Origin of the sequence: Simiduia aestuariiviva, assembly GCF_014192475.1 — a bacterium.
Taxonomy (GTDB): Bacteria; Pseudomonadota; Gammaproteobacteria; order Pseudomonadales; family Cellvibrionaceae; genus Simiduia; species Simiduia aestuariiviva.
Genome location: NZ_JACHXZ010000001.1, coordinates 709,147 through 726,443, shown reverse-complemented (window position 1 = coordinate 726,443; position 17,297 = coordinate 709,147). Strand labels below are relative to the sequence as shown.

At 53.0% G+C, this 17,297-nt stretch carries 13 protein-coding genes; 5 read left to right on the top strand and 8 right to left on the bottom strand.

Features of this window, described 5'->3' with window-relative positions; genetic code table 11:
* Window positions 1–233 precede the first annotated feature (233 nt).
* Entirely contained in the window at window positions 234–1,838 is a 1,605-nt protein-coding gene (locus FHS30_RS03330; protein ID WP_183909226.1) for an ABC-F family ATPase, read from the top strand.
* A gap of 370 nt (window positions 1,839–2,208) precedes the next feature.
* On the opposite strand, the gene FHS30_RS03325 is transcribed toward FHS30_RS03330, so the two are convergent.
* The 3 genes from FHS30_RS03325 to FHS30_RS03315 all read right to left on the bottom strand — a co-directional run bounded on the left by FHS30_RS03325 (window position 2,209) and on the right by FHS30_RS03315 (window position 7,177).
* Window positions 2,209–5,664, bottom strand: coding sequence for a TM0106 family RecB-like putative nuclease (locus tag FHS30_RS03325; RefSeq protein ID WP_183908283.1), 3,456 nt, complete (start codon window positions 5,662–5,664; stop codon window positions 2,209–2,211).
* A 23-nt stretch (window positions 5,665–5,687) separates the two neighbouring features.
* Window positions 5,688–6,836 (bottom strand): hypothetical protein, encoded by a 1,149-nt coding sequence (locus tag FHS30_RS03320; protein ID WP_183908281.1) that lies wholly within the window; start codon window positions 6,834–6,836, stop codon window positions 5,688–5,690.
* Between the two features lie 74 nt (window positions 6,837–6,910).
* Window positions 6,911–7,177 carry a hypothetical protein gene (locus FHS30_RS03315; protein WP_183908279.1) on the bottom strand — a complete coding sequence of 89 codons (267 nt, stop codon included), beginning with the start codon at window positions 7,175–7,177 and terminating at the stop codon, window positions 6,911–6,913.
* Window positions 7,178–7,339: 162 nt separating this feature from the next.
* Between FHS30_RS03315 and FHS30_RS03310 the strand changes: the two genes are divergently transcribed.
* On the top strand, window positions 7,340–8,209 hold the full coding sequence (locus FHS30_RS03310) for a helix-turn-helix transcriptional regulator (RefSeq protein ID WP_183908277.1): 870 nt from the start codon (window positions 7,340–7,342) through the stop codon (window positions 8,207–8,209).
* Window positions 8,210–8,340: 131 nt separating this feature from the next.
* Here the strand turns inward: FHS30_RS03310 and FHS30_RS03305 are convergent, their stop codons facing one another.
* Both FHS30_RS03305 and FHS30_RS03300 read right to left on the bottom strand, forming a co-directional pair.
* A complete protein-coding gene (locus FHS30_RS03305) occupies window positions 8,341–9,510 on the bottom strand; it encodes a lipase family protein (protein ID WP_183908275.1) in 1,170 nt (389 codons plus the stop codon).
* 25 nt (window positions 9,511–9,535) lie between these two features.
* On the bottom strand, window positions 9,536–9,925 hold the full coding sequence (locus FHS30_RS03300) for a DUF6795 domain-containing protein (RefSeq protein ID WP_183908273.1): 390 nt from the start codon (window positions 9,923–9,925) through the stop codon (window positions 9,536–9,538).
* Window positions 9,926–10,421: 496 nt separating this feature from the next.
* On the opposite strand from FHS30_RS03300, the gene FHS30_RS03295 reads away from it, so the two are divergent.
* Window positions 10,422–11,600 carry a hypothetical protein gene (locus FHS30_RS03295; protein ID WP_183908270.1) on the top strand — a complete coding sequence of 393 codons (1,179 nt, stop codon included), beginning with the start codon at window positions 10,422–10,424 and terminating at the stop codon, window positions 11,598–11,600.
* Between the two features lie 79 nt (window positions 11,601–11,679).
* Here FHS30_RS03295 and yghU read toward each other — a convergent pair whose 3' ends face one another.
* On the bottom strand, window positions 11,680–12,540 hold the full coding sequence (gene yghU, locus FHS30_RS03290; protein ID WP_183908268.1) for a glutathione-dependent disulfide-bond oxidoreductase: 861 nt from the start codon (window positions 12,538–12,540) through the stop codon (window positions 11,680–11,682).
* A 262-nt stretch (window positions 12,541–12,802) separates the two neighbouring features.
* Between yghU and FHS30_RS03285 the strand changes: the two genes are divergently transcribed.
* Window positions 12,803–14,392, top strand: coding sequence for a polymorphic toxin type 46 domain-containing protein (locus tag FHS30_RS03285; protein WP_183908266.1), 1,590 nt, complete (start codon window positions 12,803–12,805; stop codon window positions 14,390–14,392).
* 11 nt (window positions 14,393–14,403) lie between these two features.
* Window positions 14,404–14,697, top strand: coding sequence for an immunity protein Tsi6 family protein (locus FHS30_RS03280; protein ID WP_183908264.1), 294 nt, complete (start codon window positions 14,404–14,406; stop codon window positions 14,695–14,697).
* Between the two features lie 755 nt (window positions 14,698–15,452).
* On the opposite strand, the gene FHS30_RS03275 is transcribed toward FHS30_RS03280, so the two are convergent.
* Together FHS30_RS03275 and trxC are read right to left on the bottom strand one after the other, a co-directional pair.
* Window positions 15,453–16,682: a TMEM143 family protein gene (locus FHS30_RS03275; protein WP_183908262.1), complete on the bottom strand. Its 1,230-nt coding sequence runs from the start codon at window positions 16,680–16,682 to the stop codon at window positions 15,453–15,455.
* Between the two features lie 113 nt (window positions 16,683–16,795).
* A complete protein-coding gene (gene trxC, locus FHS30_RS03270; protein ID WP_183908260.1) occupies window positions 16,796–17,230 on the bottom strand; it encodes a thioredoxin TrxC in 435 nt (144 codons plus the stop codon).
* Window positions 17,231–17,297 lie beyond the last annotated feature (67 nt).

The following is a 17,297-nucleotide window of genomic DNA, read 5'->3' as shown; positions in this document are numbered from 1 at the left end:
TTGCCTATGGTGGCGGGCAGGTCAACGCCAACTAGCCCGTTTCACCGCCCCTACACCGCTTTTGCACCCTCGTGACGGCCCCAAATCCCGCCATGGCGCGTCCATCTATTGCTCATTAATCAACCAATTTATCTCGACTTAACACCACCAACTCTATATAGTGCGCCCCCTTTGTGTCGCAGGGTCGCCCCGCATTCGACATGACCCACCCGCTCAGTTCAGGTAGCTCCCTTTTGATATCCACCGCAAACATCACCATGCAGTTTGGCGCCGAGCCATTGTTCGAAAACATCTCTGCCAAATTTGGCAACGGCAACCGCTACGGTCTGATCGGGGCCAACGGCTGCGGCAAGTCCACCTTTATGAAAATTCTGAGCGGCGCCCTTGCCCCTACCGCGGGCAATGTCTCGATAGCTCCAGGCTGCACTGTAGGTACCCTAAGCCAAGATCAGTTCGCCTTTGAAGAGTACAGCGTGGTCGATGCCGTGATCATGGGCGATGTGGCGCTGTGGAAAGTCAAACAGGCGCGCGATGCCATCTACGCCAAAGCCGACATGACCGAAGAAGACGGCATGGCCGTGGCTGAGCTAGAAGTAAAATTTGCCGAAATGGACGGCTACAGCGCCGAGAGCCGCGCCGGTGAAATTCTGTTGCAGGCAGGCATAGAAGAGGCCCTGCATTTTGGCCCCATGAGCCAAGTGGCCCCCGGCTGGAAGCTGCGTGTGCTATTGGCCCAGGCGTTATTTGCCAACCCCGACATACTGTTGCTGGACGAACCCACCAACAACTTGGACATCCACACCATCAGCTGGCTTGAAGGCATGCTCAACGCCCGCTCCAGCACCATGGTGATCATCTCGCACGACCGCCATTTCCTAAACGCCGTGTGCACCCACATGGCCGATATCGATTACGGTGAATTGCGAATCTACCCCGGCAACTACGAAGCCTTTGTGGCGGCCTCTACCCTGATTCGCGAACAGCTACTCAGTGAAAACGCCAAGAAGAGCGCAGAAATTGACGACCTGCAAGCGTTCGTTAATCGCTTCTCTGCCAATGCGTCTAAAGCCAAACAAGCCACTTCACGCGCGAAGAAAATGGAAAAAATCACGCTGGACGAAGTTAAAAGTTCCAGCCGCATGTCGCCCTACATCCGTTTTCAACAGCATCAAAAATTGCACCGCCAAGCCCTGGTGCTAGAAAACCTCAGCCACGGATTTGACGGCGAAATACTGTTCGATAAGGGTGAACTCATTTTAGAGGCCGGTGCCAAGCTCGCGGTCATCGGTGAAAACGGCGTGGGCAAAACCACCTTCCTGCGCTGCTTAGTCAATCAATTGCAAGCCAGTGGCGGTGTCATCAAATGGGCGGAGAATGCTGCCATGGGCTACTGCCCGCAAGACAGCAACGCAGATTTTGATTGTGACCTCACACTGTTCGATTGGATGTCCCAATGGCGCACACCCAAGCACGACGACCTTAAAGTGCGCGGTATTCTAGGCCGCCTGCTATTCACTGCCGACGATGCGCACAAAAAAGTAAAGGTCTGCTCGGGTGGTGAAAAAAACCGCTTGCTATTCGGCAAATTAATGATGATGGATATCAACGTGCTGGTGATGGACGAACCCACCAACCACTTGGACATGGAAGCTATCGAATCACTCAACACCGCACTTAAATTGTGGGATGGCACGCTGATTTTCGTAAGTCACGACCGCGAATTCGTTTCTTCACTGGCCACACGAGTGATTGAAATTAAAGACCAAAAGCTAATCGACTTCCAAGGTACCTACGATGAGTACCTAGCCAGCCAGAGCGAAAAACGCAAAGTGGCATAGCGGGAAGTCCTAAATCGATACGTTTGTTTTTAATTCTGCATACAAAAAAGCCGCTCTAACTTTGAGCGGCTTTTTTGTGTACATCAATTAACTACAAGGGCACTTCCCACTGGGTCAATGAGCAACCGTAGCTTCAAGCTCGCCAGCGCGCGAGGCCATTTCACTGGGAATGTTTAGCGACTTAATCGACGCCTTTAATGTGGCATAGTTGGTAATCATTTCTGTCACCTTCGCCATATTGCGCTCAGCGTCTGAGCAGTCCACTCAATTCTTGCACCGCCACACTAAGCACCAAGCCAATAAACTCATAGCATACCCGCTTGTTCATACGGTTTAGCATTTACAAGACAGCAGCTATTGGCGCAGCCCGTCAACACGAGGCTTCACTCATCAATGCATTCATTAAGTTCACGCAGGGGATTTGCTCAACGCGGCTGGCGCGGGTTTGTGCCAGCGCCGGATTGCCAACCACCACTGCCAAACATTGCGCGCGTGAGATGGCGACGTTGATTCTGTGCCGGTCGAACAGAAATTCCAGGCCGCGGGGCGATTCATTGGCATCGCTGGCACACAAACTTAAAAATACGATGGGCGCCTCCTGGCCCTGAAATTTATCCACGCTGCCCACCCGTGCTTGCGGACCTAGCGCCTGTTGCAGTTGCCGTACTTGTAAATTGTAGGGCGCCACAAACAGCATATCGCGCCATTCGATGGAGCGCGTGGGGCATTGCGCATCGCCGGTATGAAATCTACGACCCAACAACTCGTTCGCTAGCGCGACGATAAGATCCACTTCCTCTAAGGCTGCTTGCGTATTGCCCTCATGATGCACGGGAATGTATATCAAGCCCGCCGTTTGATCGAGCGGACCACGATAATCGGTCGGCACGTCGATGAAGCGCGAATCGTTGTGTGCATGGGCCGCCAATTTTCCCTCGTAGATATGCTGGCTAATAAATTGATTAACCCGCGAATGCATCCGAAAGGTGGTGCCTAAAAATACGCCCATGTGCGCTGGAATGGTGGGCGTGTCGTGCAGCAAATAATCCAGCACACTCAAGCCCGATTCGCCGGGATGCGAACCCTGTGACGGCTGGCCCAATTGCATTTGATCACCCATCAACACCAAGTTGCGCGCCGCGCCACTCATACCCACTAAATTCGCAACAGATACCTGCCCCGCCTCGTCTACAAATAAATAGTCGAGCTGGCCAAGCATATCCGGCCGCGCAAATCCCCAGGCGGTAGTGCCCACCACTGAACTGTCTGCCAACCAATCGGCCAGCGCGCCATTCCCCAACTCCACCACACCCAATGCTTCAAACTCAGGTTCAGGATGTTTAGTGCAGGCGAACTGCGCGGCAATGCCCTCGACGCGGCAATGTTTTGCAACACCGAGTAACAAATTGTTGATTGCCTTGTGGCTGTTGCTGGCAATGCCCACACGCGCGCCGCGGCGCATTAATTCCGCAATCACGTGCTTGCCCGTGTAGGATTTTCCGGCGCCCGGCGGGCCTTGCAACGTCAGGTAGCTACTATCAAGTGTCAATACGCGATCAATGATCTGTGCGAGTCGTGCGCTCGGCTCTGTCGCCGTAACCAGTGGCGCAGTAGCGGCATTGGTCGGCGAATCGCCTGTAAAGCGCGGCCGCGCACGGGTCAGGAAATCCACCATGGCACTGTGTGCCAAACTTCCCTCTAAATAGGCCCGCACCTGCGCTTCAATCGCCGCCGGAATGGGTTGCGGATTCACAAATTCGTCGGGCACTAAACTCAAGCGCTCAGGCAGCTCATGCTTGCACTGCAAGGCAATTAGCCCTTGGCTTAAATCGCTCTCCTCTTCCGGCAGAGTCACGCGAATGGATTTACCCTCGGCATCTTCTTCGCCTAGCACATAAAAGTTTTTCTGAGCACCTTTAAATGCCTGCTCGGGATTAAAACGGTATTCGTAGGTTAAATTGCGCGCGCGCGGCGAATGTTTATAGGGCGGTTTTTCCGTGCGCACGCAGCCCGCCAAACAATCTAAGTCATCCACCAGTTCCAACTCGCTCAATCCCAAACGATCAAACAATCGCCAAAAGACGGGCTTGGCGTCGCGCCGATGAAATTCCAATAATCCCGCCAGCGTTGCGTGCAGAGCGCCCGCCGCCGCATCTTGATCACGCAGCTGTTCCGCTTTTTCCAGCAAGCGATCACGCAGTGTCAAGGTGGCCGATTGCGCCTCGCTGACTTCGGGCTCCACCACATCGCTGCGCCCAACATAATCGATGCCATGCTGCTGTTGCTGCGCCCGCAGCCAATCCACCAGCTCTTGGGTGGAGTCGCAATCGTCAATATTGTAATCGCGAATACTTTTCAGAATGGCCGAGTTCTGCCAACTATCGCCCTCGACACCCTGTTGATTGAGTGCCCGCCACTGCTCGTAGACCACCACGGAATCACCGCCAGTACCCACCGCCGTGTCGCGTTTAGACCGGTAGAGGTGCTCAACATTTTTAATGGAATAGCGCGGCTCACCCAACACCAACGCACCCTTGACCACCGTGTACAAATCTACGAACACGTCATTGCGCAGTAGCTGATCCACTTGGTGTTCACACACGCCATAGCGGCCCATCAATTTTCTGCAGGCGGCAATTTCGTAATTGGCGTAGTGGTAAATATGCATGGTCGGGTCGCGGTGCCAACGCTCATAGACCCAGCTAATAAATTCAATAAACGCCCGCTTTTCCTGCTCGGCATCGTGCGCCCAGAAATCGCGAAACTGACGCCTACCCTCTGCATCGAAAAAGCTGGCGCCCCACAAGTATTCCAAGCCGCCCTGCACCAGCGGAAATCCCTCGATATCAAAAAACACATCCAGGGGCGACGCCGGCGGTAGTAACGCCAGGCCCGCTTTCTCGCCAGCGGCGGGCCGCAACACCTTGAACCAGGGCCGAATTTCACCTTTCGCCTGCTGCGCTTTGGTGTGCAACTGCGCCTGGGCCTGAGCTTTCAGGCGCGCGAGCATTGCGGGCTGTACACTGGCGATGTGTGCAGCGTCCAATTCCGCCAACTGAGTTAGGGTATGAACACCGGCACGATTGAGTTTTTTAATTTGGCCTTTGGTGATGTTGGCCACCTGAAACAAGTGATCGCGCTCCAGCAACGCAGCCTCTGCCGCGCCGCTCCAATCGCCCCAACTGTCAGACTCCGCAGGGTCAGGCCTTTGCGCGGGGTCAAAGTTTTCTTGCTGCGTTAAAAACCCATCGCGCAACGCCCGATAGTAAAAGAAATAGTCATCGGTACGAAACGAATGTTGCACACCGTCGCCGGTCACCACCACCAAGGTCTCTGGGCGCACGCCTTGCAATGCACTTAGCATGTGGGCATAGCAACACAGTTGCACCAAGTGCGCGGGCTTGGGGGCGCCCGACAATTTAGTGTCCCACACGGTGTAGTGAAAATCGCCGAGCTGACTGGGCCCCGGCACCTTCACCAAAAAGTCGGCAAAACCCGCAAAGGGGTGTTGGCGTAAATAGCCCTGAAAAATAACATCCACACCGCTGCGCATGGCCTCGACTGTGCGCGCTGCGCGCTCATCGTTGTCATCGGCTTCAATGGTAAAAACCGACAAACCCTGGGCGCTGAGCTCGTCGACAATGCGCGCTTCATGGGCGTAACCTCGCTGCTGCAACACCCCCATTAAACCATCGGCGGGGTCGCGCGCGGGTGCGTCATTCGGATAGGCTTTGGCTAACCGATTCATCCAACTCGCATAGGGGCTCGCTAAAAATGTCGTGAGGTCCGACGGCGAATACACCCACTGGCCCTGTTGTTGATACATGTGCGCTCCCGCGATTGTGATTATTAAGCGACGTTTAGCACGGTCTCTTCGGTAAGCTGCGCAACCACGCGTTGCGAATCATCCACGGTAAGGTAAATTGTTGATACGGCATCTTTCATGGTGGCAATGCCCGAAAAATAATGTTGTGGTTGAGTAAGCTGGATTTTAATGTTGCAGGGTTTGCGACCAATAAATAGCCCCTCGCTATCATCCTCAAGGCTCCAACTGCCACGCTCGCAGCGGGCAATCACCGTGCGATCAATGGCACAAAACCCCCACCACCCATTGTTGATCACCAGCGAATTTCCGCTCAGGTACAGCGAGTAATAGCGACTCACCCGATAATTGGCCACGAACATCACGCTGCCGTAAGCGATAAAGGTGGCGACCAATGTCGCAGCGGTAACACTCCAGTCGGCCAGCAATACATAGCTGCCCACAGCTCCGAGTAGCAGGGCGGCGAGCACCATGAAAAAGTGGCTGCGGGTCGCCGAGCGCAGCACAATATTCGCCAGCGCCGGCGTATGGTTGCGCGTCAATCGAGGAATGGCGTAATACCAACTGGCCGGCTCGTGGGCAAAGGTCAATGCCAGCTCTAATTGTTTTGCCGCCTTGGCCGATGCTTTCTGCTCGGTTGAATGGGATTCGCTCGTCGCGTCTACTTTCGCGTCAACGCCATCAACTTTTGCGTCAGCACCCTGAGCAATGTCGCTATGTTCAACCTGATATTGCGCCAACATGTGCAAACGCGGATCGCCCGTTAGATTGCGGGCGGCCCACAAGGACCGGCAGATGGTCACCATTAAATACAATTCCAGTGCCAATAGCACTGCGATAATGGGGTAGCGCAACCACGTAATAAATTCGAAATACTGGGCGATATCTTCAGGATAGGTATAGCGGGCAATCAAACTGCTCAGTGAAAAAATCAGTAGCAGCTTCCACCATGCCTGCTGGCCCATACGAATGACGCAGTACCAATAGAGCAACGGCATGACCCCAAAAAACAGGCCGGTCACCGCCAACAATCGCTGCCATTCGGCGTGTTCCACCAGCAGTGACATCGACCAACTCTCGGCGCTGATGTGCTCAGGGAGTAGATGCGCTCCCACAACGTAGATCACGAGGGCCGCAACCAAAAATAGCAGCCGAAATTTCACCGGTTTACGCATAACCTAACACCGTCCTGGTAGAGCAATTTAAAGAAGCGGCATCATAGCAAATTCGCTCCACCATTGAGGCGCACCTAGCACGCCCACTTCAAGGGCACGGCCGGCTCGGGGCGATACTCGGGTTCGGGGGTGTTGCACCAGGCCACACACAGTCCCGCGGCGGTCATCTCGTTTAGCTCCTGCACGGTAACAGCGCGATGCACCGACTTACCGCAGTTGTTGCAGTAGCGCACACTGGCGTCGGTGGTGCTGGTGAGATCATCCCAATTTTTGCTGCACGTAAAAGCGCCTTGGCTGGTTTCACAAGCGATCATCATTTTACCGCGAATCGGATTTTTCATGGTTGAGCTCCAATGGCTGTGGGTGAGTGAGGGCGCTCGCTGCGGGGCTTGCGTTTCCCTACCGATGTGGCCATATTAGTCGCCAGCCGCGACATGTCTACACTGGCTACATATTCATGTCGCCTTTTCAATCACATACCCAACACCACGGATGCGCACACTATGGCCGACACCCACCAATGGGACATTCGCTGGGACCTGCTGGCCCGCTACCGACTGATTGAAATCATCGCGCTGTGGGAGGGCCGGCTCACCACCAACCACCTGTGCGACACCTTTGGCATGGGCCGCCAGCAGGCCAGCAAAGACATCAATACCTACCTGCGCGACATTGGCCCCGGCAATCTGGTGTTAGATCGCTCCATCAAAGGCTATGTGCCCACGGCCGCGTTTAGCCCACAGGTCACGCGGGGCGTGGCCGACGAGTACCTACAGCTAATGGCGCGCAACAACGACCTCAACCTGCGCTTTGAAAACCTGCCACTGACCGTGACCAATACCGAGGTGCTGAGCCTGCCCATTCGCAACGTGGAGCCGCGGGTAATCCGCACCCTCGTGCGCGCCGCGCGCGAGCAACGGCGCGTCGAAGTGGACTACGTGAGTGTGCACAATCCCAACCGCGAGGGCCGCATTATCGTGCCCCACACCTTGGTATTCACCGGCATTCGCTGGCACGTACGGGCGTGGTGTGAAAAGAATCAAGGCTTTAGGGACTTTGTCTTGAGTCGCTTTCGCGGCGAGCCAGAGCTGTTGGATATGTCGCCAAAACAGGCAGATGATGACACCGAATGGCACACGCTAGTGCCCATCGAGATCACCCCAGACACCCGCTTAGCACCCGAAAAGCAAGCCGTGGTGGCCGCAGACTACGGCATGACCGACAACCGCCACACCTTTACCGTGCGCGGCCCGCTGGTGCACTACGCCCTAAAGTTGCTGCAAATTGATTACAAGCACATGGAGCCCACGCCCGAGGCCCAGCAAATCGTGCTGGCCAATCGCGACGCACTGCGCCCGTGGCTGTTTGATTAGCCGACGTAAGTGATAGGAGTAGTGTAAGAGTACAGCGTGCTTGCGCGAAGATAGAAAATCAGGCCGGATGCAGAACGATCGATAAAGCAGAACCCGAGGCAGCGCGCTCGCGCCCTGCCCCGGTTGTCAAATCACTCAGAAAACACAAAATCCACCGCAGTTTTTACCATGCGGTGGACTTTTTCGAGCAGCGCCGTTAATAAAAATTTAATTAATTGCGCGGTCACCTCAAGATCTTTCTTAATTTTCATGCCCAGCGCCACCATGATGCGTTTCATCAAGCGCAGCACCCAAATCGACGTGTCTTTGGCGAGGTTATAGCCCTTGGCCAGCGCCATGGCCAATTGGTCCAACAGCGTAATGCCTAAACCCACCGAGTTCTGCACCAGCACACCGGCGCCGTACAGCACTTTTTTAATCACATACACCAGCGCGCTGTTAATCATGTTGAGGGAATTAATGGTCAGTGCATAGACGCCGTCACTGGCGAGCCACTTTTCAATGGCACTTTCAGAAACGGGCGGCTCCAAATCCACCAGCGTGCCCCAATCTTTAGACTTCGACAGCGACAACACGTAATTTTTCATTTTGTGAAATTCACCTGAAGGCAATGAGCCGGGGCTGTTCAAGCAATAACTATGGTTCTTCAGTGGCACGTGAAAAAACGGCCAGATGGGCACCATGGGTACCACGTCGGTCTTGTGAAACACGCGGTAGATATCGGTGCCCAAATCCAATTGATGGGTCAGTTTTTTGGCAAAGCCTTCGGTGCCCACGCGCGGGCTGCCAAAAGTGTACAGCTGCACTTTGCTCTGACCTAACAGGTTGCTGGTTTGCAGCCAGTTGGCACACAAGGACGCCAGCGCCCCACCCAAACTGTGGCCTACGCAATGCACGGTGCGAATCTTGCCCTTGTATCGGCTAAGCTTCTGCTCCAACTCCGTTTTCATGCTTAAAAAGCACTTGTAAAAACCGGTGTGCACCTTGTCAGACGCCTCCGTCCACGAAATGCCCGCTGTGGCATCGGTGGCCCAATCAAATGTGTTGTCAGTGCCACGCAGCAAGATCAACAAATCGCCACCAAATTGGTCACCGCGCCCTTCGGCCACGATACCGAAACCGGTTTGCTTTTTGATCACCCACAAGGTGCCGGACTTGCCATCCACCTTGGCCTCTGGATGCGATAAATCCCAACTGTTTTTAAAGCGATCAATGGTTGCGCGGTTAAAAAAACTGTCTTGCAGTTGATACACCACCTGCGCTAGCGAGGCGGCCTGAAGCGGGGGGATAGTGACACTCATGCAAAATTCCTTTTTATACGGTAGGTTACCAGTGGCAACGGGTTTCGATGGAATTCAATAACAAATGAACAAAGCGGGGCTCCTCATTCAATTCACAGGTGAAGCGCAAGGCTTCGCCCTCTAGCTCCCCGTTGCTGACGGGGTCGGCCTTGACGGTCTCCCACAGCAAAAACGTTTCATTGTTGTGTTTGACGATAATTTTCTGAAACGCATTAAATTCACTCGGCAATACCGACAGGCTGCGGTCAGACATCAAATCGGGAAAGCTAAAGTTGCCGTCGGCATCCGTGGCGGTGCTGTCCTGATGATTCTCATCGCGCCAGCGCACTGTGCGAATGACCTCGGCGTTTTGCAAAGGTGCACCTGCCAGAGTAATCACACCTTCTGTGGCAGAGAAAAGATTGGCTTTATTCATTGCGACCGCATCTCCTTGCGAGTTAGAGCAGGCTGCTAAACAAAGTAGAAAGCAGACACTTAAAAAAATCAGATTGGTGGGAACAATCTTGTTCAACATAGGGCTTCCAAAAGTTGCCAATGGGCAGCGCCACCAGCGGTACACAGCGATCGCTGCAACATTAAAGGGCGCATGTGAACATGCGAGCCCTGCATTCATTGAAGACTGCAACGTTACACCAACAGGCCACCGATTCTAGCCACTCGCGCACAAATGTCGACGAAATAGCGCCTGCGCGTGCGTCAACTGGTACGCTAGCACCGCACCTGGAACCGGGGCAAAGGGCAATGCGGCGGCGCGGCCTTGCTCACAACCGGCAGCTAAACCAACACCCCAAAAGCGCCGAGACCGGCAGCGCTCGGGTTAAGGCCCAGCTGACAGGCCCGCGGCCGAGCGGTACACTCGTTGCACATTGACGTATCCGCCCACTACCACACCCAAAGGCTCAGAATCCCCCATGCGGCAGCTCACTCTCGGCGCACTCACAATGGTCATGCTCTTGGCCGGCTGTGCCACACAAAATCAATACACCCAAGTGGCTCCCCCCGCCGTAGCGGGCCAGCCGTCGCTGCCAGCAATTGAAGTGTTTAATGATCGGCCAAGCGTCGTCATGCGCCAGCAATGTAAGGCTTTTGATCAACAGTCGGTGCTGCACCACTGCCAACTCAATCGCATCAACGCCCAAGACGTACAGCGCGCGCTCTTTAAAAGCGAACAATTCGCGCCCAATGAAGACACGCGCTTCACGCCCGACTACACCCTGCAATTGGCCACTGCTAAATATCTCCAGGAAGACATGGAAGGCTTCGGTAATGCCTTGGTGTCCGGCTTGTCATTAATGCTCATCCCGTTGCACCAAACGTTTACATTGAAGGCCGAGGCAACCCTGCGCTGGCGCGGTCAACTGCTAGATACCTTTGAGGTGGAGGCCCCCTTCACCCAAAGCGTAAACCTCGCCAACCAGCAACTGGATCTACACGCCCAAATGGCTGAAGCCATAGGTGCTGCACTGCTCACCGAACTTCAGACCCGCGCGCTGTTTACCCCAGAATTTTTAGCCCAGCAGATCAAGGCCTCCGATTATCAACGGGATCTGGTGGTGCCCGAGCAGGTGGGCAACTACCAGCTGGAGCAACGCCTATGGCTTCAACACCCCCTACAGGGCAGTTATCTCACCTTCGTCGATAAAGATTTTCAATTCGATCAATTCAATCTAAGCGTCTACCCCATTCGCCGAGCCGACTGGCACGACACCTACGCCGCCCTCGATATGGAAGCAGTCAACCTGCAAACCGACATGACCCAAACGGCCAAAGAGTACAACGCCGCGCTAAACTTTCAGCCCCGCGCGCAACTCACATGGCCAACCGACAACGGATCGCTACTGGTCATGCAGTTGGCGGCCAAGCATCACAGCGACGAGGGCGAGCCACTCAACACGCGCATCTTTCTATTTGTGAAAGAAGATAAAGTGGTGGTGGCCAGCAGCACGCTGGCGGGCGAAAACCCACCGTTAGAGGCCTTCGAAATGGCGGCGCAACAACTGGCGCGGGAACTGGTGGTGCCGGTCGAGTCGCCGTTCATGGCCGCCTTGCGCCAAGAGTGGCGCGACAAAAGCATCGACCAAGGCAATTAACGCGCATAAAAAAGCGCCCGCAGGTTTACCCCGCGGGCGCCGCCTGGCGCTTGCCCTATAAAGGCAAATTCACCAGGTGTTAGTAAGCTTGCAATACCGCATCAATATCAGCCGCACTGTGGCGCTCCTTAAGTTGACGCGCCTCATCACCCCACGCTTTATTCACCAAGCGCCCGCGCTGCACCGCCGGACGCGCCTTAATCGCATCCGCCCAGCGCTGCACGTGGGTGTATTCATGCACCGATAAAAATTCTGCCGCGTCGTACAAGCCGCCCTGCACCATCAATCCGTACCAGGGGTATACGCCCATGTCGGCGATGGTGTAAGTGTCGCCCGCCAAAAATTCGCGCTCGGCCAAATGTTGATCCAGCACATCCAATTGGCGCTTTACTTCCATGGCATAGCGGTCGATGGGGTACTCGTATTTTTCCGGTGCATAGGCGTAAAAATGCCCAAAGCCACCGCCCAAAAACGGCGCCGCGCCCATCTGCCAAAACAACCAATTCAACACCTCAGTGCGGATGCTGTGATCGTGCGGTAGGAATGCATCAAACTTTTCAGCCAAGTACAACAAAATTGCGCCCGACTCAAACACCCGTGTGGGTGTGGCGGTACTGTGATCCATCAACGCCGGAATTTTTGAATTGGGATTTGCCGCCACAAAGCCCGATGAAAACTGCTCACCTTCACTGATATTCACCAGCCATGCATCATACTCAGCGCCCGTGTGCCCCAGTGCCAGCAACTCCTCCAACAGGATGGTCACCTTCACCCCGTTGGGCGTGGCAATGGAGTAGAGCTGCAGCGGGTGTTGGCCCACGGGCAAATCCTTTTCGTGGGTGGCGCCGGCGATGGGCCGGTTAATGTTGGCGAACTTGCCACCACTCGCCTTATCCCAATGCCAAACGCTAGGGGGCGTGTATACGGGTGATTCAGACATGCAACTAACTCCTGGCGCAGTGCGCGTGTGTGCAAAGGGTCGAACAATCAATGCTCTGGTAGAGATTTAATGCAGGCACTGCGCGCGAACACAACCCCCAGCGCGATCACAAGTGCGCTGCGCGCGCCGTGCCGGTGGTACGCCTGCACCAAATGCGCAGCCACAAAGGCCGAAATCGGCCTAAAAAACCGTCAAAACATGCGCAAACCCATAAAACCGAAGAGAATACCCAGCTCTGCGCTTTTCCGATTAGGACAAGGATATGTCACTGAGCCTTACCGACCCGCAAGGTCGACGATTTCGCATTGTGCACGGCTGGGGCACAGGCCCCTGCAAAAGCAAAAACCTGTACCGCAGCCACCCAGAGGCAGAAGCCTTTGTGGAGCGCCTGTCGAGCGAACAACTCTCAGACATCGTACGCTGCTTTTTCGGCGGCAGTGATCATCGTCCACGGCACCTACGTGAAACCCCGGTAAACCGAACCGCCACCTGCCGCCAGCCAGTGCCCACCAAGGCCCACACCGCCGCCGATCGCATTGCCGCCGCCATCTGCAATGCCCACCTAGTGGTTCAGCCCGACACCCGCTTGCAGCCAGTGGACGATCCGCGCAGCAAGCTGCGCATGGAAATTCGCCAAACCCTCAGCGCCATCCTATTGGACGAGCGCCAAGAAGCCGCTCGCCACCAAGCGCTACTCGACCAGGAAAGCGCCATCAACAAAGGCTTGATCTACACCGGTGCCGCCATGACCGGCCTGCGCGATGCCGCTTGGGGACTACTGTGCTGGGCCAAAGAAGTCTCCGACCTGGTCAACCCCGCCGTGCGCCTGCAGCACCGATTCACTGCCCTAACCACCGCCGCCGCCGCTGACAGCGACAAACTCCAAGTCTTCGCCGACACCCTCAGGCGTGAAGAGTGGCGCGAAGTGGTGGAAGTCATCGGCTTCGACCCCAGTAAAATCACCGATGAACACATGGCCCAAGCCATGGACGCCTTGGACCTCGTCATGTCCGACGCCTCCCTGCGCCAGAGCCTAAAAACCTTTTCGTGGGACTACATCAAAGCCCAGCACGCCGTAGAACTCACCAACGCCGGCGGCGCAGCGGTATTCGAAATCGCCCTCACCGCCATCCTCGCCGCACTCACCGGTGGCATAGGCGCCGTGGCCTCCATCGCCAGTAAAGCCCGCCACGTCACCAAATTTAAAAAATTGGGCGAACTGCTGGTAGACTTCGCCAAAGCCAGCAAAAAACTCGCCGCCCACGCCAAAGCCCGCGCCAAACAAGCAGCACAGACGGTGGCGAAGAATTTTGATGATTTGAAGACGGATATGCCGGCGGTTGATCGGAAGGGGGAGAGGCCGAAGGGTGAGAAAGTTAAGTCCCTTACAGATAGAGAGTTAGCTGCAAAGAAAGGTACATCTCCAACTATAGTAAAAGCTCGAAAAAAGGTTGCATATGATTTTTATGTGAAACAGGGAATGCCAAAACATAAGATATCAAGCCATTTGGCAGGTATTGATTTTGACAAGCCAGTTGAAATATCCAATATAAATGTAAATACAACCGTTCATCAGTATCAATCGCCAGGCAACCCACAAGGCGGGTACTATGCACCACCGGGCTCAAAAGCAACAAATCTTGGAATTTCTGAATATGCACTTGATCGCGGCACCAACACAATTGTTAAAAAACAAGTGAACGTGTATACAACAAATCAAAATGTTGAAGTTTTAAAGTCCACTGCGGCAAAAATAGATGACGACTGGTCAATACCGAACAAAGTTATTTCAACGAAAGGCGGGGCGACTCAATATTTTACGTTCGAAGGAACTAAATTCACTAAAATTTAGCCGGAATTTATATGAGTACTTTTAATAAAATAGAAAACGCAAAACGACAAATAGACTCACTACTATTAAAAAACCCAAACTACCAATTGCTGCAATCTATACATAATCAGCTTTTGTTTATAATAGGTGATTTTGACGAAAATGGGAAAATCCTCAAAAAAAATAAAAAAAACGACGTGGAAAAACTAATTCTCGGAGTTCAGGCTATCAGAGAACTTGACACCAGCTTTCCGGAACTTTCCGATCTACTGTGTGATATAGATTTTGAATATAAAGGTGAGTATGGAATATCCAATTTGCCGTAGCACATTTCGAAACCAAGTAGATTCAAATATTTATTTTGGGTCTACGTAATACCACGCCCAATATGCCTCCCCCTAAAACGGCGATTACGATTCTTCTGCCCTCATCACTCAGCCCTAAACACGACACCAAAGGAAATAATTTTTACACTGCCCCCAAACTCGCCAGCCTTAGGCGACGCCGTTGCAAGTGGAAAAGCCCTAGAATTTACGCACGACCCAAGAACAAATGGTGGCCTCCTACCTGAAGAATGGGAATATCTACAAACGAGTCACGGATACACAAGGCTGAAAGAAATTAATGGAGTATGGTATGCAAAGTGATCACATAGAAGATTTAGTTATTGACAATATAAAAAATCACTTCGGAAACGCCGTGAAAGATTTTGTGATTAAGTCTTCCACAGACATTCCGTTCACGAACATTATCATTGAAATGTCTCTTTACAACTATTGCGTAATCAATATTAATGTGGAAAAAAGCACCATTTTTGCATCAATAATGCAATCTGGATTTCGCTTTAGCATTTTTAAAGACCAATTAACGGAGTCGAATCTATTACAACTTCCAAAGCACCTTGAACATGAAATTAAGTTGAGGATTCCCGACAAATATCTAAAAGCTAAAGGATGGATCTAGTTGAGTCAGTGCAATCTCATCTAAATCGTTTTTTCCAAAACAATTTCAAAAAAACATCATGAAGATTATGTTTGCTGCATAAAAAACACAGCAATTTCTACTGGTTAGGCACGAAAAATCAAACCGAAAAATAACCATCCCAGCGCCGATCTAATTCGGCCATGGCGGGTTGGAGTGGTAGTGCAGAGTATTGGTCGTCTTGAATTTCAACCAACCCCAGCCGCACCAACTTATCCAGTGCATCATCGATTTCAAAGTCTATGGTGCAATCCCACTTTTCAGCCATCCACAGCTCGATGCGGCTATCGAGTTCTTGGCGGGTCAGGGGTTTTGGGCTGACGAGTAGAAAGTAGTACGCCAAAATCGCTTCTTTACACTCTTCCTCCTCTGCATCATTTAGCAGCCGAAAAATAACGCCGGCGTTGTTATCCAAATTCTTAAAATAGAGGTTTTGCGTGAGCTGTTGCATAAAGCGCAGTTTGCGGTTTTTGAAATTGGAAAATTGCTTCCAGAGATAGGCACCCAAGGCACCTAGGCCCACAAACAGCACGGTGAGGTTGGCAGCATTGAGCTCTACCGGTTGTTGGCTCAACCCAAACCAAAACCCGAACATAGATGCCAATAGTAAGAGGGTGGCGCCCACCTTGGTACTCAACACGATGCCACCACTGATCACGGCGGGCACACCGATCAGCAACTTATCCTGGGTGCGCATGCGCAACTGGGTATTGGGGAATAGCATTTCCAAATCGGCCTTAGGCACATTCTGAAATAGCTTCAACATTGCCGCACCCGCCTTCGCCTGTGCCCAGTCGCCTTTTTCTGCAACATAAGATGGCTTGAAGCGAATATAGAGTACTACCCGATCGTAATTCACAAACTCTACGGTTTTTGAAGACAGACCAAACCAGCGGGGCACTACTTCCTGCCGCTGTGATTGCCCCCGACAAAATAACAACACCTCAGAGAAATCATCGAAGTCCACATGCAACCGCAAATCAAACAATGAAGACTGCGTCATTGCCTGATTGAGCTCTGCCTTAGTGATCGCTTCGTAATTAGCTTTTTCCAAGGTGCCTTTTAACAAGGCGACAAACTGGTCGGTAGAATCTTCGTCTTCAGGGAATACCACGCGTGTATCTGCGTCGGGGTCTAAGCCGGCATAGGCAGCCTTTAGGGAATCTAGCTCACCCTTAAACTCATAATGGAAAACATGAGCCAACAGCTTACAGAACTGCTGAAAATCCGCGCATTTGTCAGCCAGCGCATTGTCGCGTAAACACATAGCGATAATGTCACTCGCCCGGAAGGGGATAAATCGAAACGCGTCGCTATTATTATTTTTCATGGAATCACCAATAAATAGAATCTCTAATAAATAGTATCTTTAATAAATAGAATCTCTAATAAATAGGTTCTGAGGAATTGCTCTTTCTGCCTAATCAGAATACTACAACATGACTACACGCCCTGCTCTGCCAACCACTTCTTCAACTGCTGCAGGGGCACCGCACCCGCAAGCCGGCTCACTTCTTTGCCCTTTTTAAATAATATCAACGTAGGAATTGACCGAATCTGCCAGCGCCCCGCAATCTGTTGATTGCGCTCAGTATCCAGCTTAGCCAAGCGAAGCTTTGGCTCCAGATCACGCGCGGCCTGCTCAAAGGTGGGCGCAAATTGCTTACACGGCCCACACCAATCCGCCCAGCAATCCACCAACACCGGAATTTCATTGTGATTCAACACCGCCGCCACATTCGCCGCACTTAAATTGATCGGCTTACCGATAAACAACGCCGCTTTACACTTGCCGCACTTAGGCCCGTCTTTCAGACGATCCGTGGGAATACGATTGGTGGCATTACACTTGGGGCAGGTGACGTTGCTGGTAGACATGGGGCCTCACGGGTTGGGTTAGATGGGCTCGCATCTAAAGGTAGATAATAGGGTTGGGAGTTATTCT